Annotated in this window: 18 protein-coding genes; 6 read left to right on the top strand and 12 right to left on the bottom strand. The window is 75.4% G+C overall.

What is annotated here, in order from left to right:
- Positions 1 to 24 precede the first annotated feature (24 nt).
- From ACZ4XX_RS07335 to ACZ4XX_RS07315, 5 genes are all read right to left on the bottom strand, one after another.
- Positions 25 to 1875 carry an alpha/beta hydrolase gene (locus tag ACZ4XX_RS07335; protein WP_468506966.1) on the bottom strand — a complete coding sequence of 617 codons (1851 nt, stop codon included), beginning with the start codon at positions 1873 to 1875 and terminating at the stop codon, positions 25 to 27.
- A 76-nt stretch (positions 1876 to 1951) separates the two neighbouring features.
- Entirely contained in the window at positions 1952 to 2116 is a 165-nt protein-coding gene (locus ACZ4XX_RS07330; RefSeq protein ID WP_468506965.1) for a hypothetical protein, read from the bottom strand.
- 59 nt (positions 2117 to 2175) lie between these two features.
- Complete coding sequence (locus ACZ4XX_RS07325; protein WP_468506964.1) at positions 2176 to 2478, bottom strand: hypothetical protein; 303 nt, start codon at positions 2476 to 2478, stop codon at positions 2176 to 2178.
- Positions 2479 to 2756: 278 nt separating this feature from the next.
- Entirely contained in the window at positions 2757 to 4898 is a 2142-nt protein-coding gene (locus ACZ4XX_RS07320) for a phage holin family protein (RefSeq protein WP_468506963.1), read from the bottom strand.
- Positions 4899 to 5191: 293 nt separating this feature from the next.
- Positions 5192 to 5608, bottom strand: a complete 417-nt coding sequence (locus tag ACZ4XX_RS07315) for a recombinase family protein (RefSeq protein WP_468506962.1) — start codon at positions 5606 to 5608, stop codon at positions 5192 to 5194.
- Between the two features lie 146 nt (positions 5609 to 5754).
- On the opposite strand from ACZ4XX_RS07315, the gene ACZ4XX_RS07310 reads away from it, so the two are divergent.
- A complete protein-coding gene (locus ACZ4XX_RS07310) occupies positions 5755 to 6534 on the top strand; it encodes an MBL fold metallo-hydrolase (RefSeq protein WP_468506961.1) in 780 nt (259 codons plus the stop codon).
- Positions 6535 to 6766: 232 nt separating this feature from the next.
- A complete protein-coding gene (locus ACZ4XX_RS07305; protein ID WP_468506960.1) occupies positions 6767 to 7426 on the top strand; it encodes a DedA family protein in 660 nt (219 codons plus the stop codon).
- 30 nt (positions 7427 to 7456) lie between these two features.
- Here the strand turns inward: ACZ4XX_RS07305 and ACZ4XX_RS07300 are convergent, their stop codons facing one another.
- The 3 genes from ACZ4XX_RS07300 to ACZ4XX_RS07290 form a co-directional block, all read right to left on the bottom strand.
- Positions 7457 to 8524 carry an MBL fold metallo-hydrolase gene (locus ACZ4XX_RS07300; protein ID WP_468506959.1) on the bottom strand — a complete coding sequence of 356 codons (1068 nt, stop codon included), beginning with the start codon at positions 8522 to 8524 and terminating at the stop codon, positions 7457 to 7459.
- Positions 8525 to 8768: 244 nt separating this feature from the next.
- Positions 8769 to 10001 (bottom strand): aminotransferase class I/II-fold pyridoxal phosphate-dependent enzyme, encoded by a 1233-nt coding sequence (locus ACZ4XX_RS07295; protein WP_468506958.1) that lies wholly within the window; start codon positions 9999 to 10001, stop codon positions 8769 to 8771.
- A 118-nt stretch (positions 10002 to 10119) separates the two neighbouring features.
- A complete protein-coding gene (locus ACZ4XX_RS07290) occupies positions 10120 to 11382 on the bottom strand; it encodes a sulfite oxidase (RefSeq protein ID WP_468506957.1) in 1263 nt (420 codons plus the stop codon).
- A gap of 254 nt (positions 11383 to 11636) precedes the next feature.
- Here ACZ4XX_RS07290 and ACZ4XX_RS07285 point away from each other — a divergent pair, with 254 nt between their 5' ends.
- Both ACZ4XX_RS07285 and ACZ4XX_RS07280 read left to right on the top strand, forming a co-directional pair.
- Positions 11637 to 12155 carry a GNAT family N-acetyltransferase gene (locus ACZ4XX_RS07285; RefSeq protein ID WP_468506956.1) on the top strand — a complete coding sequence of 173 codons (519 nt, stop codon included), beginning with the start codon at positions 11637 to 11639 and terminating at the stop codon, positions 12153 to 12155.
- Between the two features lie 103 nt (positions 12156 to 12258).
- Positions 12259 to 13116: a methyltransferase domain-containing protein gene (locus tag ACZ4XX_RS07280; protein WP_468506955.1), complete on the top strand. Its 858-nt coding sequence runs from the start codon at positions 12259 to 12261 to the stop codon at positions 13114 to 13116.
- A gap of 22 nt (positions 13117 to 13138) precedes the next feature.
- Here ACZ4XX_RS07280 and ACZ4XX_RS07275 read toward each other — a convergent pair whose 3' ends face one another.
- From ACZ4XX_RS07275 to ACZ4XX_RS07265, 3 genes are all read right to left on the bottom strand, one after another.
- Positions 13139 to 14557 carry a hypothetical protein gene (locus ACZ4XX_RS07275; RefSeq protein WP_468506954.1) on the bottom strand — a complete coding sequence of 473 codons (1419 nt, stop codon included), beginning with the start codon at positions 14555 to 14557 and terminating at the stop codon, positions 13139 to 13141.
- A gap of 117 nt (positions 14558 to 14674) precedes the next feature.
- The gene (locus ACZ4XX_RS07270) at positions 14675 to 15796 is read right to left on the bottom strand and encodes a winged helix DNA-binding domain-containing protein (RefSeq protein WP_468506953.1); all 1122 of its coding nucleotides are present in this window, start codon (positions 15794 to 15796) and stop codon (positions 14675 to 14677) included.
- Entirely contained in the window at positions 15793 to 16134 is a 342-nt protein-coding gene (locus tag ACZ4XX_RS07265) for a hypothetical protein (protein WP_468506952.1), read from the bottom strand. Before ACZ4XX_RS07265 ends, ACZ4XX_RS07270 begins: the two co-directional genes overlap by 4 nt.
- Before the next feature lie 244 nt (positions 16135 to 16378).
- Here ACZ4XX_RS07265 and ACZ4XX_RS07260 point away from each other — a divergent pair, with 244 nt between their 5' ends.
- On the top strand, positions 16379 to 17356 hold the full coding sequence (locus ACZ4XX_RS07260; protein WP_468506951.1) for a helix-turn-helix transcriptional regulator: 978 nt from the start codon (positions 16379 to 16381) through the stop codon (positions 17354 to 17356).
- 293 nt (positions 17357 to 17649) lie between these two features.
- Here the strand turns inward: ACZ4XX_RS07260 and ACZ4XX_RS07255 are convergent, their stop codons facing one another.
- Complete coding sequence (locus tag ACZ4XX_RS07255; RefSeq protein ID WP_468506950.1) at positions 17650 to 19686, bottom strand: DUF5107 domain-containing protein; 2037 nt, start codon at positions 19684 to 19686, stop codon at positions 17650 to 17652.
- Between the two features lie 247 nt (positions 19687 to 19933).
- Here ACZ4XX_RS07255 and ACZ4XX_RS07250 point away from each other — a divergent pair, with 247 nt between their 5' ends.
- Entirely contained in the window at positions 19934 to 20266 is a 333-nt protein-coding gene (locus ACZ4XX_RS07250) for a DUF6204 family protein (RefSeq protein ID WP_468506949.1), read from the top strand.
- Positions 20267 to 20403 lie beyond the last annotated feature (137 nt).

Here is a 20403-nt window from a genome sequence, read left to right as displayed (position 1 = left end):
GCCGACCCCGGCTCCTCCCCGGTGTCAGTACGCCGCCGCCCGGTGGCCGATGAAGGCGCGCAGCCGGGCGGTGTCGGCGGTCGTCCAGCCGGGCGGTGGGAGGACGGCCGCCCAGCCGTCGACGGCTCCGGCGCCGTAGCGGTGGCCGTGCGGGGCGTCGACCCCGTACGAGACGGCCATGTCGACGGAGGTCTGCCAGAAGGCGACGAAGGGGAACCAGGTGATCTCGGGGGTGATGTCGGGGCCGAGGGGTTCGTCCAGCCAGGCGGGTTTGTCGAGGAGGAGGTCGGGCGACCACCAGACGACGGGGTCGGAGGCGTTCTGCAGGTAGACCGCGCGCGGGTGTTCCCACGCGGCGGCCGGGCGGGCGAGGTCGGTCTGGGGGAACTGGGCGAAGCGGACGTGGGCGCCGTCCCGGTACTGGGGACGCCAGACGGGGCTGCCCGGGTCGCGGTCGCGGCGGATCTCGCGGGAGATCGGGGAGAAGTCGGGGGCGCCCAGCAGCAGGGCTCCGTCGGTGGAGGCGAGGAGGTCGTCGGCGCTGTCGAAGGAGGCCTCGACGGCGTAGGCGCCGAGACTCTCGCCGGTGACGACGAGCCGGGGCCGGTGGGCGGCGGGGAGGGTGTCGAGCCGGGCGCGTACGGCGTCGAGGAGGGCACGGGTGGCCTGGCCCGCCTTCTCCTTGTCGACGAGGAAGGAGACCCAGCTGGGGAGGTACGAGTACTGGACGGCGACGATCGCGGTGTCCCCCTCGTACATGTACTCCAGGGCCTCGGCGACGTTCGGGTCGACCCAGCCGGTGCCGGTGGTGCCGGCGACGGCGAGCACGGCGCGTTCGAAGGCGCCGGTGCGTTCGAGTTCGCGGACGGCGAGCCTGGCCTGGGCGGCGAACGGGCTGCCGTCCTGGAAGGCGGCGGGCAGCGCGGACGGGATGTAGACGCGGACGGGGTCGCGGGCGGGCCGCCCGGTCCAGGCGGTGAGGGCGCCGCGGGTGGGGGTGGAGCCGGCGAAGTTGCGGCCCTGGTAGCCGAGGTTCTCCCAGGGGATGAGGGAGTCGGGTCCGCCGGAGACGAGGCGGGAGGCGGGGCGCCGGATGCCGTCCTTGGTCCCGCCGTTGGTGGCTTCGGCGATGCGGTCGGCGATGTCGACGACTCCTCGGTCGAAGACGATGTCGCGGACGCCGACGAGGACGAGGAGGGTGGAGACGACCGCGCCGACGGCGAAGGCGAAGGGCCGGGGCATGAGCCGGCCGAGCTGTCGTATCAGGGTGACGGAGCCGAGCCGGACGGCGCGGGCGACGAACAGACCGGCGAGCAGCAGGCCGAGGGCGATGAGGGCGATCATCGGCGTGTGCCAGGTGAGGGCGGGCGGGAGCCCTTGGAGGACCCGGAGCTGACGCTGCATCCGGGCGCTGCCGGAGACGAACCAGGCGGCGAGGACCGGGCTGAGCAGCCAGTACGCCTGCCAGCAGCGGGTACGGAACCGGGCGGCCGGCCGCCACGGGGCGAGCGCCCGGTAGAGCCAGGCGAGCCCGGAGCCGAGGGCGTATCCGATGACGGCGGTGATCCCGCCGACGAGGCCCTGGAGGTACCAGGGGCGGGGCACAAGGGACGGGGTCAGGCTCGCCCAGAAGAAGACCGTGGCGAGGCAGAGCGCGGTGAGGTCGGGCCAGCGGCGGATACGGTACGAGGGGTCGGGGCGGTCCCAGTAGGGGCGCCGCGCGAAGGCGAGGAGCCGGTCGGCGGCGCGGCGCGGGAGGGGCGGACGAGGAGGGGCGCCTGCGGTGGCGGCGGGTTCCCGCAGCGCCCCCCGTTGCTCGTCGGACGCGGGTCCGGCGGACCGATCGGGTCTGGTGTTCCGGCCGGTCGAGGTCATCGGAACACCCTCGTACGCCCGGACGCCGGTACGCAATCAGATTTCGCCGTGGCCCGCGTCGGGGCGTGACGGAGGGTCAGCGGAGGGGTTCGTCCCGGTACGTGGGCGGCTCGGGTGCCGGGGCCGGGGCGGGCTCGGCCGCCGGGGCGGCGGGCTCGGGCGCGCGGCGTTCGGAGCGCTGGGCCCGGGAGGCCTCGGCGCGCAGCAGGGCCTGGAGAACGGCGTACGGGTCGACGGACATGGCGAAGCTCCTCGTGGTGCGGGGGTGATGTCGGGGGGCTGCGGAGGGGCGTGGGCCTCTCAGCAGCGCATCACCACGCACCGGAGCGCGTCGCCGCGCGGGGCGGGGACGGGGGCGGCGGCCGGGCCGCGGCGCCGGTCCCGGGCGCCGTACGGGAGGCGGCGCGGGCGGCGGACCGGGCGGATGCCCGTCCGGTGCCGACGGGAGCGGCCGGGCAGCCCGGCCTCGGTACCGGCAGGGTCGTGGGTCTCGGCGCCCGGGTCGGGCGCGGGGGACGCGGTGGCGGGCCGGAGTTCGGCCCCGCCGGTGAGCGCGCCGGAGGCCCCGGTGCCGAGCAGTGCGGCGAGGACGAGGAGCAGCACGACCCAGAGGCGGCGGTCAGGGGCCGGGAACCGGCCTCGCCACCCCCGCCTCGCGCACGCCGGGCGGCCCGCCGGGGCGGCGGGCGGCGCGGTGGTCGGATCGGGCGCGGGGCTCACGGAGATCCGTACTGCCCCGCCGGGGTCCCGACACGCGTGTCCGGCCCGAGATCCGCCCGAGCGGCCTACGGGTGGGACTCGTGATTCACCGGTTCACCGCAGGGGGCGGCGATCGCCCCGGTGGCGACAGCCGGTGGCGGTGGACTCGGCCGGACCGTCCGTCAGCGGTGCTTGTCCTGCGCGACCGGCTCGTCGATCGGACGAAGAGATGTCGAGCCGCCCGCGGGCGGCGAGATCTCCAGCGGGACCTGCGGACCCGAGCACTCCCGCAGCCAGCGCCGCAGCACCCGGTGCACCTGCTCCGCGCCGACCAGCTCCTCCCCCGCGCCGACCGGCGGCGACAGCTCAGGCGGCGAGAGCAGGAAGGGGTGCGACTGCTCGCCGCCGAGGCCGCCGTGCGAGCCGATCTGCTCCTCGAAGGCGTGCACGGTGCCGGTCGCAGGGTCGTACATCGAGTTGACCATGATGTCCGCGACGTGCGGGAAGCCGTCCGTACGCCGCACCGCCCGCGCCGCGCCCCGACCGAAGACGGCGAGCGGTCCCCCGTCGTCGAGATCGGCGACCGGCACCTCCACCCCGTCGCGGGCGAGCACCACCGAGCCGTGCTCGGCGCTCGCCACCAGGACGAAGCCGACGCCCGGATGGTGGGCGAGGGTGCGGAGCAGGGCCGGGTGGCGCCGGTCGATCTCCTCCCGGGTCATCCGGTGCGGCACGTCGGGGAACGAGATGAGACCGAGGTTGCCGGAGGCGAGGACGACCGGCTCGGAGGGCCGGGCGGGCAGCTCCTTCGCGGTCTCGCCGGTCTCGTCCACCGGCCGGTGCAGTGCGAGGCGCAGCGCGTCCCTGGCCGCGTCCCGTGCCTCCGAACCGCTGCGGGTCCTGCGCACCCGGCGCGGCACGGGAAGCCCGCACCCGGCCCTGACCAGGTCCTTGAGCGTCAGCCCGTACGCCCCCTCGAAGGTCTCGCCGGGGCTCTGCCCGTGGTCCGAGAGCAACACGATCCGGTACGGGCGGGGGGCGTGCTCGGCGACGGTGGCGATCAGCGCGATCGAGCGGTCGAGCCGGCGCAGGACCCCCTCGGTGTCCCGGCCGTGCGGGCCCGAGTGGTGGGCCACCTCGTCGTAGGCGACGAGGTCGGCGTAGACGGCGGTCCGCCCGGCCAGCATGTCCCCCATCACCGCCGAGACGACGACGTCCCGCTCCACGACGGTCGCGAAGGCGCGCACGAAGGGGTACGTGCCGCCGCGCGAGACCCTCGGGGTCTCGCGGCGCACCAGCGCCCGCGTCGACTGGAACACCTCACGGCCGCACTCGGCGACCAGCGAACCGGCGGTGCGGACGGCGTTGGCCGGGTCGGAGAAGTACGCGAAGTAGCCGGCGCGCGAGCGGTTGCGCGGGCCGCGCCGGGCGGCCATCGACAGGACGAGCGCGAGCTGGTCGGCGCCGCCGCTGAACAGGTTGCCGCGCGAGGCCCCGTCGACGGTGAGCAGGCCCCCGTCCCCGGTGCGGCGCACGGCCCTGCGCTGGAGCTCCACGGCACTGGCCGGGCGGTTGGACACCATGAGCCGGCCGGAGTCCTTCTCGTACCAGCGGAAGGCGGGCACGTCCTCGTTGGATCCGTGCAGGATGCCGAGCTGGCTCGCGCCGGTCTGGCTGGACCAGTCGGTGCGCCACGGGGTGAGCCGGTGGCCGGCGTCGATCCAGGACGCCACGGTCGGCATGAGCCCGTCGGCGACGGCGCCGCGCAGGACGTGGTGGCCGACGCCGTCGAGCTGGAGGAAGACCGTCCCGGGGATCTGCTCGGGTGCGTCGCCCGACGCGCGGGGCCGGGTGCGGCCGGTGAGCCGGTAGAGCCGGCGCCGGTAGGCGCCGTCGTCGCGGACGGCGAGGCCGGTGGAGGTGGCGGAGGCGACGGCGGACATGACGGCGGCGACCACGACGGCGGTCTCGGGGTTCGCGGCGCCGCGCCCGTCGGGGATCACCCAGAGCGCGACGAGCAGCAGTGAACCGTTGAGGAAGAACACGAGCAGACCGAGCAGGAGCGCGGGGACGAGCAGCAGGGCCCTTACGATCACCGGCCACACGAGCGCGCCGAGCAGGCCGAAGGCGCCGGCCGCTGCGGCGGCGGTGAGCGCCGTCCTCGTGAAGCTGTCGCCGTCGGCGGACTGCAGCTCGAAGTCGGGGAGCAGCCCGGCGAGGATCAGCATCGTGAGCGTCGACACCGCCCACACCGCGATCACCCGCCCCAGCGCACTGCCCGCGGACCGCCAGCGGTCGGCGCCACCCCATCGCCCGTCACCCACGCCCGCTACACCTTTCACCCGTTTCCTGTCTCAAGCGTGGCACAACGCCCGCGGTCGGCGGGGAGAACGAGTGACGGCGATCGGCCCGGGTGTGTCAGGTCGGGCATGAAGACGTCCGTCGGGCCGTACGCGAAGACGTCGCGAAGACGTCCATCGGGTCAGGCGCGAAGACGTACGTGAAGCGGCACGGGACGGCGTACGCGCGTGCGTCCGTGAGGTCGTAGGCGCGGTCGTACGCCGGGCGTCTGTGTACGCGCGGCCGTACGCCGGGCGGCTCTGCGCGAGGTCGTACGTCAGCAGCCGTCGTAACCGGCCGTCGGCATCGAGAGCCGCCGGTGGACCCCCGCCTTGGCCGCCGCGTCGTACTCCGGCTCGCACGCAGGCTCGTCGGAACAGGCGGTCTCCACCCGCACCCCGCGCCGCGCGCACTCCGCGCGGAAGCCGGACACGGAGGTCAACGCGCGCGCGAGGACCCGCTCGTTGGCGGCGACGAACAGGTCGACCGCCCCCGCCTCCACGTCCGCCCACAGGGCCTCGTGGTCGGGCCGGATACCGTAGAACAGCAGCCGGCGGGCGACCACGTACCCCTTGTCGTCGGCCCAGCGCGCACACACCGCGTGCTGGCGGCGCGTGTCCACGAGGAAGGGGTCGCTGTCCAGCTCTTCGAGCGGGGTGAGGCTGGCGATCGCCGCCACCCGAACGTCGTCCATGGGCCGACCCTACTGCGGGACGGCACGGCCGAACATCCTCCGGCGCCCGCAGCGGACATTTACCCTCGATACGGAGCGAGGGTACGAGCGCGGACATCGTGAACGACGGTGGACGACGGCAGGAACCCGAGACGACGGAAGGCGGCATGCCGGTGGAGGTCACCTGGTGGGGTCACGCGACCTGCACGGTCGAGGACTCCGGGGTCCGCTTCCTCACCGATCCGCTGTTCGCACGGCGGCTCGCCCACCTGCGGCGGCGGCGCGGCGCCCTGCCTCCCCCCGAGGCCGCGGTCGCCGAGGCCGTCCTCGTCTCGCACCTGCACTCCGACCATCTGCACCTGCCGTCACTGGCCAGGCTCGCGCCCGGCACCCTGATCGTCGTGCCGCGCGGCGCCCCCGCCGCCGTACCCGGGCTGCGCAGGCTCGACGGGAACGGGCTGCGGCTCACCGAGGTGGAGCCGGGCGACACCGTGACGGTCGAGGGCGTGACGGTACGGGCGGTGCCCGCGCGCCACGACGGACGGCGGCTGCCGGTGGGGCCGCACCGCGCCCCCGCACTCGGGTACGTCGTCGAGGGCGAGGCACGGACGTACTTCGCCGGGGACACCGGCCTCTTCGAGGGGATGGCGGAGGCGGTGGGCCCGGTGGACGTGGCGCTGCTGCCGGTCGGCGGCTGGGGCCCGTACCTGGGGCACGGCCATCTCGACGCGGGCCGGGCGGCCGAGGCGCTCGCCGAGCTGTCGCCCGCGGCGGCGGTCCCGGTGCACTACGGCACGTACTGGCCGATCGGGCTTGACGGGATCAGGCCGCACGAGTTCCACGCGCCGGGCGACGAGTTCGTACGGCACGCGGCGCGGCTGGCGCCGAAGGTGGCCGTCCATCTGCTCGCGCACGGCGAGCGGGTACGTCCGGAGGTGGCCCGGTGAGACGGGGGACGAGGGGCGGACGTTCGGCGGAGGCGGCTCCCGCTCCGGCGGACGGGCGGGCGACGACCGGGGCGGGGGCGACGGCGATCGGCGAGGCGGCCACCGCGACCTGGGCGGGGGCGATCGGGGCGGGGGCGACGACCCGCGAGAGGGCGACCGAGGCGGGGGCGACCGCGGCCGAGGCGGGAACGGCGCCCCGGTCCGCACCCGCGGCGCGGCCTGGGGGCGGCCGGTGATCCACGGGCTCACCGGGGTCGTGACGGTGGTGCGGGAGCTGCCGCCGGAGTCGACGCAACAGGCCGTCGGCTATCCCTCCCTGTTCCTCCTCGTGGCGCTCGGCGCCCTGGTTCCGGTCGTGCCGACGGGCGCGATCGTCAGTTCGGCGGCGGTGGTCGCCTTCCACCAGACGTCGCCGCTCGCGCTGCTCCTCGTCTTCCTGGTGGCGGCGTTCGCGGCGCTCCTCGGCGACACCGCCCTGTACTGGCTGGGGCAGCGCGGGGTGCGCTCGCGCAACGGCTCGCGGTGGCTCGCCGCGCTGCGGGGCCGGGTGACGCCGGATCGGCTGGCGCACGCGCAGGAGCGGCTCGACACGCATCAGGTGTCGGTGCTCGTCCTGTCCCGGCTCGTGCCGGCGGGGCGGATCCCGGTGATGCTGGCGTGCCTGCTGTCGGAGATGCCGCTGCGGCGGTTCGTGCGCGGTGACATGGCGGCCTGTCTGGCGTGGGCGGCGACGTACCAGCTGATCGGCATCCTGGGCGGTTCGCTGTTCCCGGAGCCCTGGCAGGGCGTCGTCGCCGCGGTCGGCCTCACGGTCCTCGTCAGCGCGGTCCCGGCGCTGTGGCGGCGGCTGCGGGGGCCGAGGCCGAAGGTGGGCGGGGTGTCGGAGCAGTAGACGGGGCACGTGCCGTCGGCGCACACCGCGTCAGGGCGCGAGCACCCGTGAGCCGCCGACCGGCAGGTCCCACAGGTCCTCGCGGCGCAGCCCGGCCTGCTCCCAGGCGGTCCTGACCCGGGTGAGGGGTTCGAGGACGGGCTCCGAGGACAGCACGAAGGTCGCCCAGTGCATCGGGGCCATCCGCCGCGCCCCCAGGTCCTGGTGGGCGCGGACCGCCTCCTCCGGGTCGGTGTGGACGTCGCTGAGCCACCAGCGGGGGTCGTAGGCGCCGATCGGGAGCAGGGCCAGGTCGATGCCGGGGTACCGGCGGCCGATCTCGGCGAACCAGTGGCCGTATCCGGTGTCCCCCGCGAAGTGGACGCGCCGCCCGGACCGGTCGGTGAGCACCCAACCGCCCCACAGGGAGCGGCAGGTGTCCAGGAGGGTGCGCTTGGACCAGTGGTGGGCGGGGACGAAGTCGAAGCGCACGCCGTCGAGTTCGGCCGCCTCCCACCAGTCGAGCTCGGTGACCCGGCTGAACCGGCGGCGGGTGAACCAGCGGCCGAGGCCGGCCGGGACGAAGACCGGGGTGTGCCGGGGAAGGCGCTTCAGGGTGGGGGCGTCGAGGTGGTCGAAGTGGTTGTGGCTGATGACGACGGCGTCGATGTCGGGCAGGTCCTCCCAGCGGACGCCGACGGGGGTGAGCCGGGCGGGGGTGCCGAAGATCCGCCGGGACCAGACCGGGTCGGTGAGGACGGTGAGTCCTCCGATCCGCAGCACCCAACTGGCGTGCCCGGCCCAGGTGAGGGCGAGGGTGTCGGGTCCGGCGGGCGGCAGCGGGCCCGGTTCGAAGGGCAGCAGCGGGATGTCGCGGAGGCCTTCGGGACCTGGGCGTACGGCTCCCTCGCGGGCGAGGCGGGCCAGGGCCCGCACGCCGGGGAGCGGGGCGGTGAGCCGGTCGGCGAAGCTGCGGGGCCAGTCGAGCCGGAGCCGCCCGACGGGATGGAGGACGGGAGCGGGCGCCGGCCCGGTGGCAGGGCCGGGAGCCGTGGCGGCATCGGGCTGGTACGCGGCGGCCTGGGCTGCCCGCGCGGGGTCTGCCGTCCGTTCCGTCATCTGCGGGCTCCGTTCTGCGCGGATGGTTCGGCTCGTGCGGAGGCTCGTGCGGAGGCTCGGGCTGGTGTGGATGACGCGGTTGCCTGGGGGCGGCCGGCTGGTACGGCTCGTGTCCCTCGCACGGCTTCGGCTCGTGCCTCTCGCACGACTCCGGCTCGTGCGGCCACGACCCGTACTGCCACCGCTGCCACCGCTGCCACGGCTCGCCCGGGGCGCTTCGGCCGGCGGCCGACCGGGGGCGCGGTCATCGGAGTTCCTCCAGGATTCCCCCGAACTCCGCGAGCTTCGCCGCCACGTGGGGAAGCGTCTCCGGGTCCCGCGCTGCGAGCGTCTCCGCCCGTTCCTCCGCCGTGCCGCCCAGGAACATGCCGGTGCCGAACCTCACGCGCAGAGCGCCGAGTTCGTCGCCGAAGCGGTGGCCGCCGGTCGCGGGAGCTCCGAGGCGTGCGCCGAGGTGGCTCTCCAGCTCCAGGGAGTCGGTGACCCCCCGGGCGGCGAGACCGGACCGCAGCGGCCCGAGGTCGGCGTAGAGGTGGCGGCCCGCCTGGGGCGGCCGGGCGAGGGCCCCGGCGGCGAGGACGGCGCGGTGCGCGGCCGCGGCCAGGCGACCGTGGACGGCGGCGGCGCGCCGGGCCCGAACGGTGACGTCCTCCGGTTCGTCCAGGGCGTGCGCGGCGGCGGGGGCGACGGGTCCGGGGACGACCGCCCCGAGAGCGGTGAGCACGTCGAGGACGCGGGCCCTGCGGTCGGTCCAGCGGTCGGCGCGGGACGGATCGGTGGGCGGGAAGCGGGCCACGGCGCAGGGCCAGGCCGCCGGGGTGAGGGCGCCGCCGAGGTCGGAGAGGACGGTCACGTCGTCCGGGCACATCTCGGCGGGGCTGAGGAGCACGGTGTCCTCGGGGTGGTGGCGGGTGTCGCGCCAGGTCTCGTCGCTGATGACGTGCAGTCCCTCGGCGACGGCGGCCTCGCACGCCTCGCGGACGAGTTCGGGCGGGGCGACGGTGGCGGTGGGGTCGTCGGCGACGGAGAGCAGGAGGACGCGCGGGGTGCCGCCCTCGGCACGGATCCGCCGGACGGTCTCCAGGAGGGCGTACGGATCGGGGACGCCGCCCGCCTCGGCGGGGGTCGGCACGTGGTAGGCCGGGCGGCCGAGGAGGCGGGCCTGTGGGGTCCACCAGGCGGGGCAGGGCCGGGGCAGCAGGAGGTCGCCGCCGTGGGCGGCGATCAGGGCGAGCAGCAGCGCGGGGGCGCCGGGGCCTGCCACGACGTCCTCGGGGTGGGTGCGCAGGCCGCGGCGCCACCAGTAGCCGGAGGCGGCCTCGCGCAGGACGGGTCCGCCGCCGGGCGGCTCGGGGGTGGTCCGCCCGGCGGCGGCGGAGAGGAGCCCGGCGAGTCCCGGCAGGACGGGCAGGCCCGTGTCGGGGGCGGGAGGGCCGTAGCGCACCGGGCCGCGGCCGTCCGGAGCCGTCTGCCGCATGTCCCGTACCTCCTGAGCACACGGGGGCGCCGGCACGGCACCCCCGTGCCCTTTATACGAAGGTTCGGCCGTTTCCGCCGCTCCAGGCGTCGGTTCAGGCGACGCTCCGAGCGACGGGTCAGGCGACGGTCACCGGGTGTCGCACGATCGCGTTGAAGAGGTAGCCCTGGGTGTTGTGCACGGCCCGCTCGGGCTGGGTGCCGCCGGCCGCGTCGGTGGTCCGCGAGAGCAGGGTGACCGGCCCGGTGGCGCGCGGGAGCCACGGCGTGCTCCAGCGGACCCAGCCGTCGCGGCGCGGGGTGTCGTGGAGGTGGGCCCGCCGCCAGCGCGCGCCGCCGTCGGTGGACACCTCGACCGCCCGTACGGGCGCGTGCGCGGACCAGGCCCTGCCGGTCAGCCGGTGGACACGGCCGGCCTCCAGGGTGGCGCCGAAGGGCAGCTGGTAGCCGGACTTGAGCGTCTGGCGGCCGATCGGGGCGCTGCCGCCGGCCGGGTGGGCGTCGCCGAAGAGGCGGTACCAGTCCGTGGACCAGGGCGAGGTGAGCGGCCGGGTGGAGACCTCGATGTCGCCGAGCCACTTGATGGAGGCGATGCCGACCCAGGAGGGCACCACGAGCCGGACCGGATGGCCGTGGTCGTACGGGAGGGGCTCGCCGTTCATCTCGTACGCGAGGATCACGTCGTCGAAGGCCTTGGCGACCGGCAGCGGGCGGCGGACCCGGCCGTGGTCGATCCCGCCGGAGACGTACGGGTCGTCGAGGCCGCGCGGCTGGAGGTCGACGGCGTCGCGGGCGATCCCGGCTCGTCGCAGCACGTCGGCGAGGCGCACTCCGCGCCAGCGGGCGGCTCCGACGGCGCCGAGGGTCCAGGCGGTGCCGGTGACCGGCTCGCCCTGCTGGCTCGTATAGAGACTGCGGCCGTTTCCGGCGCACTCGATCAGGGCCGTTCGGGTGACGGAGGGCAGGTCCCGGAGCTGCCCGTAGGTGAAGTGGACCGGGCTGCGGCCGTGCAGTCCGTCGCCCCAGAGGGTCAGGCGCCAGTCGGCGGCGTCGAGGACGGGGGTGGTGGTGTGGTTCCGGACGAAGAAGCGGTCCACGGGGGTGAGGAGGCCGGTGTCCCCGAAGCCGTCGAACCGCGCTTCGGCGTTGGTGCCCCGGACGGTGAAGTACTCGGCCGGGAGGGCCTTGACGATCCCGGGCGCGGCGAGCGGGACGGCGGCTCCGGCCGTGGCGCGCGAGGGTGCGGGTGCGTTCGCGGGGGCGGGCGCGGATGCGGCGGTGGCCGTGGTGGCGGTGGCGAGCCCGCCGAGGGCGGAGACCGCCGGGGCCGCCGCGAGGACCTTCAGCACGGAACGGCGGTCGGGCGCGGGCGAGTTCGGCACGGGACTCCTCGGCACGTGGGAGAGGTGCGCCACCGGGCGGCGGCGCGGCCGATCCTAGGGGCGCGGAGGCGGTCCGGACGGCCCGTTCATGCTGCTGTCACAGGGGGTTCGTCAGGTCGGCCCGGAGGGCGGTCGGTCCGGTGCGCCGCATGTGCGCAGGTGTTTCCGGCGAGGGGCCGGAACTGTGTAGGCAGGTCCGGGAAGCAGGCCGTAATTGCGAGGCGGCGGGGGCGGCGCCCGACCGACAATGCGGCATGCCGATACGAGAAGCCCTTCCCGAGGACGCGGCGGGCATCGCCGCCGTGCACGTGCTGTCCTGGCGGGCCGCCTACCGCGACCTGCTGCCCGGCCCGTACCTGGAAGCCCTGGACGTCGGGGAGCGCACCGCCGCCTGGCGGGCCCGCCTCACCGCTCCGGAACGGCCCACGGTCCTGGTGGAGACGGGGCCCGACGAGCGGGTGCGGGCCTTCTCCTGCTTCCGCGCCTGGCCGGACGGGGAGTTCGACCGGCGGACCACGGCCGAACTGGCCGCCCTCTACGCCCTGCCGGAGGTGTGGGGCACGGGAGTCGGGCGGGCCCTCCTCGCAGCCTCCGCGGAGACCCTCGCGGCCACGGGGTTCCGGACGGTGGCGCTGTGGGTGTTCGCGGGGAACACACGGGGGCGCCGCTTCTACGAGGCGGCGGGCTGGCGCCCGGACGGTGAGGTCGTGCGGGAGGAGACGGGCGGCCGAGTGCTCGAGGAACTCCGTTACCGGGGCGCCCTGTTCACCTGAGGCACCACAGGAATGTTGTCCACATCTCAAGACGCAGATCTCATCATGCGACATCGATGCGTACGGTGGTGAGCACGCACCCACACACGAGGGAGTCGCTCCGATGACGCATGCCTCCATCCCCTCCACGCCGCCCGCGGGCCACGAGACGGCCCGTGAGACCGCCGTCTACACCCACGGTCACCACGAGTCGGTCCTGCGCTCGCACAACTGGCGGACGGCCGCCAACTCCGCGGCCTACCTGCTGCCCGCGCTCTCCGCGGGGCTGGACGTCCTGGACGTGGGCTGCGGACCCGGCACCATCACCGCCGACCTGGCCGCCCTGGTCTCCCCCGGCCGGGTCACCGCGGTCGACGCGGCCGAGGGCGTCCTGACGAACGCCCGGGCCGTGGCGGCCGAACGCGGCCTGGAGAACGTCGAGTTCGCGGTGGCCGACGTGCACGCCCTGGACTTCCCCGACGAATCCTTCGACGTGGTCCACGCCCACCAGGTGCTCCAGCACGTCGGCGACCCGGTGCAGGCGCTGCGCGAGATGCGGCGGGTGTGCCGCCCCGGCGGTGTCGTCGCGGCCCGCGACAGCGACTACGGAGCCTTCGCCTGGTATCCCGAACGGCCCGTCCTGGACGGCTGGCTGGACCTGTACCACCGCGTCGCCCGGGACAACGGCGGCGAACCGGACGCGGGACGGCGACTGCTCTCCTGGGCACGGCAGGCCGGCTTCACCGACATCACGACGACCGCCGGCACCTGGTGCTTCGCGACGCCCGAGGAGCGGGCCTGGTGGAGCGGTCTGTGGGCGGACCGTACGACCGGCTCCGGCTACGCCGACCTGGCCGTGTCCGGCGGCCACGCGACCAAGGCCGAGCTGACGGAGATCGCCGAGGCCTGGCGTGAGTGGGGCACGCGGGAGGACGCCTGGTTCATGGTCCCGCACGGCGAGATCCTGTGCCGGGTGTCCTGACGGGCCCGGGGGCGGGGGTGGGCTACGGCACGTCCGCCGCGAACCGGCCGTCGGGGCGGCGCGCGCCGAACCCGGCGTGGTCCCCGCTCGCCCCGGCGTAGCCACCGCCACGCCCGTCCTCGCCACTGCTGAGCCCGTCGTGCCCGTCGCCGAGCCCGTCGCCGCGGCCGTCGCTCAGCCCGTCGTGGTCGTGGCTCAACCCGAGCCGGTCGGCGAGCGCCCGGTAGCGGTCGCGCCGGGCCTCGTCGACGGGGACGGCGTACGTGTCCAGAAGGCGGAGGAGGAGGCGGAAGCCGAGGTCCGGGTCGACCGCGGTGACCACGTCCTCCAGGACCCGCGCCACCCCTCGTACCTGCTCCGCGTCGGCATGGACCGCCTCGCGCACCTCCCGCAGCACCGCCTCCGTCAGCTCGGTCCTCGCGGGCGAGAGGAACGGCGCGTAGGCGGGGTCGACCTCCGCGAGGTGGGCGTGGCACACCTGGGAGACCTGCTCGAGCCAGGCCCGCCCGTCGGCGTCGAACCCGTCCTCGTCGGGGACGTACAGGCGCCCGGCCGCGGTCCGCCAGAGCAGGCCGACCGCCTCCTCCGGCAGGGCGGAGTCGAGGAGCCGCCAGGCGTCGTCGAGGAGGACCGCGGCGTAGGCTCCCGGGGCGTGCCCCGGGCCGTCGTCGGCGACCTGCTGGACGTGTTCGCGCGGAGTGCCCCCGTAGGTCCACTCGGTCCCGCGGAGCGCGGACGCGAGCGCCGGCAGCCCGAACCGTCCGTGTGCGAAGTCGCGACGGCCGGGGTCGAGGGGGCGCCAGCGCACGGTCAGGCCCTCGTGGACCGCGGCAGGGGGGTACGCCAGCCCGTCCCCGAGGGCGATCAGCCGGTCGTACGCATCCGCGTCGACCGGCACGGAGTACGCCTTGAGCGCCCTCAGGAACAGCCGGAACCCCAGGTCGGCGTCCGCCTCCCGCACGACCCGGAGGAGGGCCGGGACGATTCCGGGCACGGCGACGCGGAGCTCCAGGCCGGCGGCGGCCGACTCGATCTCCGCGGCCACGGTCGTCCGCAGCTCCTCCTCCGGCACGACGGGCCGCGCCGCGTCCAGGGACCGCAACTCGTACGGGTCGCGCTCCGGAGCCCGCGGCGGGCACAGCTCCGCGACCCCGCCCAGCCAGGTCCGGGTGTCGATGCCCCCCTCCGCGGGGTCGAAGCAGCGGCGTACGGCCGCCAGCCACACGGTACGGAGCACGTCGTCCGGCAGCGGGGACTCCAGGAGGAGCCGTACGTCCGCGCCGAGCCGGTGGTCGTCGTCCTCCGCCTCGGACTCGGCGATGTCGAGGACCACCGGTTCGTCGAGGCGGAGCGTCGACCGGGCGCACAGGGTGCCGGCGAGTCCGCTGAGCCCGAAGTCGGCCGCGTAGTCGTAGGAGTAGACCTCACGCGTGCGCGTCATGCCCGTACCTCCTGCCTCCCTGGCGGAACGGGCGCCCGTCGGCGCGAAGGGTGCCCGTTCCCATGATCGGCGCAATGCGCCTCCGGCGCCCCTTCCGCCGACATCCCCTGGCCGCGATCAGCTGGCGGGTGACAGGTCGTCGTGGGCCACCGCCGTGCCGCCCGTGAACGGCAGCAGCCGCTGCGCCTCCTCCTCCAGGGCCGCCCGGTCGGCGGCGCGGAGCGGCCGGAACGGGGTGAGTCGCAGGGTTCCGGCGGTGAGGGACCACGTTCCGCGCACCCGGCCGTCCACCAGAAACGTGGGCCGGACCTGCGCCGAGCCGGGCATCACGCGGGTCCGGTCCTCGTCGCCGATGATCCGGGTCCGGTCGGCGTGGCCGAGCAGGACGTTGTCGAACGCGGGCAGCAGTCGCACGGGGGCAGGGGTCTCGGGGTCGGGCAGCTCCGCGCCGGCCAGGTCGAACAGTTCCCCTCCTCCGGGGCCGGCGTAGCGGCGCAGCTCGGAGCCCATCTCCGCGACGACCTCGCCCAGGCGGGTCAGCCCGGACCAGGCCTGGACGTCCTTCACACCGGCCGGACCGAAGGCGGCGAGGTAGCGGCGGATCAGCTCCTTCGCCGCCTCGCCGTCGCCGGTGGCCTCGACCGGTCGTCCCAGCCACGCTTCGGCGGGCGTGACGGAGATCGCCGACCGGTTGCCCCAGGAGCCCCAGGAGCCGGTGGCGGGATCGTGGACGAGCGGGGTCCGCAGCTCGAGCTCCCCTGCCAGGATCCGTCCGTCGTGACCGGGGTGGCGTTCGGCGAGTCGCCTGCCCAGCTCCTTGCGGGGCAGCGTCAGGCCCCCGAGCAGGGCGAGCCCCTCGGCGACGAGGGCCGCCGCGTCCAGACCCACGCCGTGCCCCGCGGCGCGGTTCCGGGGGAAGTACGAAGCGCCCGCGGTGCGGTCGAGTACGGGCTGCACCAGCGGCCGCAGGCGGCGGAAGTCGTCGGCCCCGGTGAGGTGCTGGGTGCTGCGGAGCAGGGCGGACCGGACGACCTTGCGGTCCTCGACGAGCGTGGTGAGATCCGCCTGGGTGAAGCCGTGGATCCTGCTCCACAGTCCGACGTAGGGCCAGTTGGGCTCCTGCGCCTGGAGCGCGACCAGGCGTCCGATCACGTCGAGCGGCGTGCGGTCGGTCCGCGCGAGCAGGAACTGCCGGTCGAGAAGGGCCCGGTTCAGGGCCCGGACGGAGAGAGCGGTCACGACAGACGCACCGAGACGTCGCCCTGGCAGGCCCCCTGGGGCAGCGGGAGGAACGCGCCCGGCACGTCCTCGATGCCGCCCGCGACGACCGTCTGCGGGGAGACGAAGCGTTCGTACCGCTCGCCGCCGATCACGGCGAAGAACACCGAGACGCCCTCGGGCGCCGACCCCCGGAGCCGGTCGGCCGGGGAACCGTCGTGGTGGTCGGACGCGGCGTCGAAGCCGGGCTCGTCCACCCGGTACGCGGCCTTCGCCGGGCTCCCGGCACTGCCGATCACCCGCGCCGCGCCGCGACACCGGGCGATCTGCGCGGCCGACCGGATCTCACAAGTGGTCATTTCCTGGTCCTCACGTCGGTCGCGCTCCATGGCACCGGTACACGTCGGATGCGTTCCGCGGCACCGGTATCGGTACCGGTCGAGTCCGGCCCAGCGATCCGGTCGAGTCCGGTCGAGTCCGGTCCGGAGCGGACTCGACCGGATCGGTCCGGCCAGCCCGGGGTTTCCTCCGGTGCCTTCGAGATCGACCCTAGGGACCCTTCCGGTCACTTTCCGACCGGAACTCGGGGCAGGATCCCCCCGCATGGCGAACACCAGCTCCCGAACCCTCCGGCTGCTCTCCCTGCTGCAGACCCACCGCCACTGGACCGGCCCCGACCTGTGCGAACGGCTCGGGGTGTCCGAGCGGACGCTGCGCCGTGACATCGACCGGCTGCGCGAGCTCGGCTACCCGGTCGGCGCGGCCCGCGGCACGGACGGCGGCTACCAGCTCGCGCCCGGCGCCGTCCTGCCGCCGCTCCTGCTCGACGACGAGGAGGCGGTGGCCCTCGCCGTCGGCATCGGCGATGCCGACGGCATCGGCGATGCGGCGCAGACCGGGATCGCGGGGATCGAGGACGCGTCGCTGCGGGCGCTCACCAAGGTGGTGCGGGTCCTGCCGCCCCGGCTGCGGGCCCGGGTGGACGCCCTGCGGGCGGTGACCGTCTCCGCCACTGCGACCGGGCCGGCCGTCGCGGCTGAGGTGCTCACCACGGTCGCCCAGGCGTGCCGGGACGAGGAGCGGCTGCGGTTCGGCTACACCGCCCGGGGCTCCGCGGCCACCGAGCGCGAGGTCGAGCCGCACCGTGTCGTCGCCCTCGGCGGGCGCTGGTACCTGGTCGCCTACGACCTGGAGCGGCACGGCTGGCGCAGCTTCCGCCTGGACCGGCTGACCGGACCGACGGCGACCGGGGCCCGCTTCCGGATGCGTCCGCTCCCGGCCGAGGACGCGGCGGCCTTCGTACGAGCGGCGGGCGGGGGCCCGGCGCCGCACACGGTCGAGGTCCTCGTCCACGCGCCCGCCGCGCGGGTGCGGCGGACGGTCGGCCGGTGGGGCACGGTCGAGCCGGTCGACCGGGACAGCTGCCGGCTCACCATGACCTCGACGTCCCTCGACTGGCCCACGCAGGCGCTGGGCAACGTGGGAGCCGAGTTCGAGGTCCTGGGACCGCCGGAGTTCGCCGCGCACCTCCGGGAGTGGGGCGCCCGCTTCCTCCGGGCGACCTCGCGGAACGTTCAGTAGAGGTCGTGAAACCCGGTGCAGTCCGGGTCCTGGAGGGGGCAGGCGGGGTGGGGCGTGCGGTCCCGCTCCGGGGGCGGGGGCGGCTCGTCCGCGAGGGCGGGAGCCGGGGGCAGCTCGAAGGATCCGCAGAGGCAGCCGTCACAGGTTCCCGAGAACCGGGGTTCTCCGTGCCGGAAACGCGGATGCCCGCACCGGCACTCCTGTGTCGCCCACGCCGCCACCCCGGACCTCCGGTCCCCCTGGTCTCCGCCCCGCCCAGGGTAGCGACCGCCCCCCTGGGGTCACCCCTTCCGTCAGCTCGGTCGCATTCTGAACTCGTACGCGTCCGGCAGGAGTTCATCGGTGATCCGCTCCCAGAGATCGCCCAGGACCTCGGCGCCCTCGCGCAGGTCCGCGACCTCGAATCCCGCCTCGAAGACGGCCCGCGCCTCGTCCGGCCGACCCTCGGCGAGGAGCAGCCGGACGTCGAGCAGCCGGAAGGCGCCGCGCCGCCGGACGGCGTCCGGCAGCCGGTGCCAGAAGGCCCGGGCACGGTCGGGGCGGTCGACGGCGAGGAGCGCGTCGAGCGCCTCACGGCCGAGGGCGGCGGCGACCAGGGCGTGCGATCCCTCACGATCCGGGGCGGCCTCCCCGCCGCCCCACGTCGCCTCGTGGTCGGCGAAGGCCTCCGCGAAGTGCTCGGCGGCTCGTTCCGGGTGGCCGTCCTCCCGGTCGGCGACGGCCAGGCAGTACAGCAGCGGCCAGCGCGTGGTCGCCCCCTTGAGGCCCCGCTCCCAGCTCCGTACCGCCTGGGCCCGGTCACCTGCGTGCCACTGGGCGATGCCGAGCTGGCACTCGGTGGTGGGGTCGGCCGGGGCGGTCTCCAGCATGTCCCGCCAGGGAGACGCGACCATCGGCGCGATCAGGGGTGCGGTCCCGAGCGCGGACGCCGGGGCGACCGGGGCCTCACCGGGTGCCGCGCCCTTCGCCGGAGGCGGCAGGACGCCGGTGCGGAGGAGTTCCCGCCAGGGCTCCTGCTCGGGTCCGAGCATCGACTCCGGGAACGGCGTACCGGGCAACTCGTGCCCCCCGCGCAGGACTTCGAGCGCTCCCCAGCCGGATCCGGCCGCGAGGACCTCCTCCGGCGCACAGTCGGCGGCCCCCTCCCGCCAGGCCGTGTACGCGGCGTCGACGACGGCTCGGGGCAGGGCCCCGGACAGGCTGCGCTCGACGTCGGAGCGGGCGGCGGTCCAGTCGTCGCCGAGCGCCGTCGCGGGGTCGGCGGCGAGCGGTCCGTACGCCTCCAGCCAGCTGAACTCCGCGCCGCCCGCGAGCTCCAGGTGTTCCAGCTGGGTACGGGCGAGCCCGGCCTGGATCTCGGCGTAGCCCGGGGTGCCGGGTTCCGTCAGCCATTCCTGCCAGCGCCGGCCGCCGCGGCCGGTGCCCCACACGAAGAGCTTGCGGCCGCGCAGCGGGTCGGTGGAGGTCTGGACGAGACCGGTGCCGTCCGAGTCGAGAGCGGCGATCCAGCGGCGCTGCCCCTCGGGCAGGTCGTAGAACCAGTCGGCGGCGTGGGTGCTGTTCAACGGGTACGTGCGGTCGGTGCCGTCCTCGGTGACGGGTACGGGGACCCGGCTGAGGCCGCGCTCGTACCCGTGGTGCCAGGCGGCGTCGGCGGGCGCGAGGACGCGGCGGTCCTCGGGGACGGCGATGTTGGACCACCAGTAGACGGGGGCGGTGCGCTCGTGGGGGTTGCGTATCCGGACCCCGACGTACAGGAAGTCGGAGTCCTCCGGGAGCCAGAGGTCGACCTGGAAGGGCAGGTCGCGCAGCCGCTCCCACTCCCAGAGGCGGAGCATCGGCCCGCCGTCGGGCGCGCGGACGGTCGCCGCGTGGAGGGGCGAGCAGGAGAGGGTCGTATGGCCGGTGGCCCCGATGTTCCACTCGACGCCGCCGGAGAACCAGGCGCCGTTGAGGGCGAACGCGGCAGGCTGGAACACCGGATTGCGGTAGAGGAGTTCGCGTCCGGTGGGCTTGTGGTGGAGGGAGTGGACGCGGCCGCCGAGACCGGGCAGCACGGTCACCCGGAGCCGGTCGTTCTCGATCACGATCGTGTCGACGTCCGTGAGCGTGCGCTCCCGGCCGTAGCCGTCGCGCACGGGGGCGGGGAGCAGGCTGCGCAGCGGGTCCCGGCCGATGCCGCGGGCCATGTCGCGCGGGAGCTCCGCGAGGGTCAGCGGGTCGACCGCGTGGGCCCCGGCGCCTACGGGGGCCCGCAGTGCGGGAAGAGGGTTGTCCGGGCCCAAGGGGGCGGCGGGCAGCGTCAGTACGGCACGTCGTACGGTCGTCATCGCCCCATGGAACACGCCGGAGGCCTTCCTGACCAGGGGTTCTCGACCCCGGGCTCAGCCCGGTGCCGAGGTGCGGGGGCGGCCGGTGCCGAGGTGCGGCAGCGTCTGGCACCGCGGCCCGGGGGCGTCTGGCACCGCGGCCCGGGGCGGCCGGAAAATCCCGGCGGACCGGGCGGCCGCCGCCGTAGTGTGGCGGGCCGGTACGCCGTCGGGCGGCCGGAGAACCAGGGCACAGGGAGTTCGAGGAATGGGCACGCAGCACACCTACCGGGTCATCGTGCGCGGCACGTTCGACGGTCTGTCGGAGGAGAGCCGGACCCGGCTGCTCGCCGAGGTGGACGCGCACGGGCTGACCGCGATGCAGTTCACGGAGGAGGGCTCGCTGACCTACGACCGGACCCTGAAGCACTTCTCGTACCGCCTGGTCGTCGTCTCCGACGCGGAGGACGGCGACGAGATGGCCGGTGCGCTCGCGGAGGAGCGCGTGGAGACCGCGCTCGGGGAGCTCGGCCACGGGTACAAGGCACTGCGGTCGACCGTGACCGACCTCGACACGATGAAGATCAACTACAAGCGCTGAGCGCCCGGCGGGGGGGGGGGGGGGGGGGGGGGGGGGGGGGGGGGTGGGGAGGGGGGGGAGGGGGGGGGGGGGGGGGGGGAAAGGGGTCTTGGAGATGGTAACTTCGGGCAATTCGGCGTGCAACTGGTTAAGCACCG

The organism is Streptomyces sp. NPDC029956 (genome assembly GCF_055574655.1).
This window is presented reverse-complemented; position numbering and strand designations above follow the sequence as displayed.

What these genes read in the sequence shown, in the direction of transcription:
- ACZ4XX_RS07335 (WP_468506966.1), bottom strand. Translation starts at nt 1,875, where the DNA reads ATGACCTCGACCGGCCGGAACACCAGACCCGATCGGTCCGCCGGACCC.
- ACZ4XX_RS07330 (WP_468506965.1), bottom strand. Translation starts at nt 2,116, where the DNA reads ATGTCCGTCGACCCGTACGCCGTTCTCCAGGCCCTGCTGCGCGCCGAG.
- ACZ4XX_RS07315 (WP_468506962.1), bottom strand. Translation starts at nt 5,608, where the DNA reads ATGGACGACGTTCGGGTGGCGGCGATCGCCAGCCTCACCCCGCTCGAA.
- ACZ4XX_RS07310 (WP_468506961.1), top strand. Translation starts at nt 5,755, where the DNA reads ATGCCGGTGGAGGTCACCTGGTGGGGTCACGCGACCTGCACGGTCGAG.
- ACZ4XX_RS07300 (WP_468506959.1), bottom strand. Translation starts at nt 8,524, where the DNA reads ATGACGGAACGGACGGCAGACCCCGCGCGGGCAGCCCAGGCCGCCGCG.
- ACZ4XX_RS07295 (WP_468506958.1), bottom strand. Translation starts at nt 10,001, where the DNA reads ATGCGGCAGACGGCTCCGGACGGCCGCGGCCCGGTGCGCTACGGCCCT.
- ACZ4XX_RS07285 (WP_468506956.1), top strand. Translation starts at nt 11,637, where the DNA reads ATGCCGATACGAGAAGCCCTTCCCGAGGACGCGGCGGGCATCGCCGCC.
- ACZ4XX_RS07280 (WP_468506955.1), top strand. Translation starts at nt 12,259, where the DNA reads ATGACGCATGCCTCCATCCCCTCCACGCCGCCCGCGGGCCACGAGACG.
- ACZ4XX_RS07275 (WP_468506954.1), bottom strand. Translation starts at nt 14,557, where the DNA reads ATGACGCGCACGCGTGAGGTCTACTCCTACGACTACGCGGCCGACTTC.
- ACZ4XX_RS07265 (WP_468506952.1), bottom strand. Translation starts at nt 16,134, where the DNA reads ATGACCACTTGTGAGATCCGGTCGGCCGCGCAGATCGCCCGGTGTCGC.
- ACZ4XX_RS07260 (WP_468506951.1), top strand. Translation starts at nt 16,379, where the DNA reads ATGGCGAACACCAGCTCCCGAACCCTCCGGCTGCTCTCCCTGCTGCAG.
- ACZ4XX_RS07255 (WP_468506950.1), bottom strand. Translation starts at nt 19,686, where the DNA reads ATGACGACCGTACGACGTGCCGTACTGACGCTGCCCGCCGCCCCCTTG.
- ACZ4XX_RS07250 (WP_468506949.1), top strand. Translation starts at nt 19,934, where the DNA reads ATGGGCACGCAGCACACCTACCGGGTCATCGTGCGCGGCACGTTCGAC.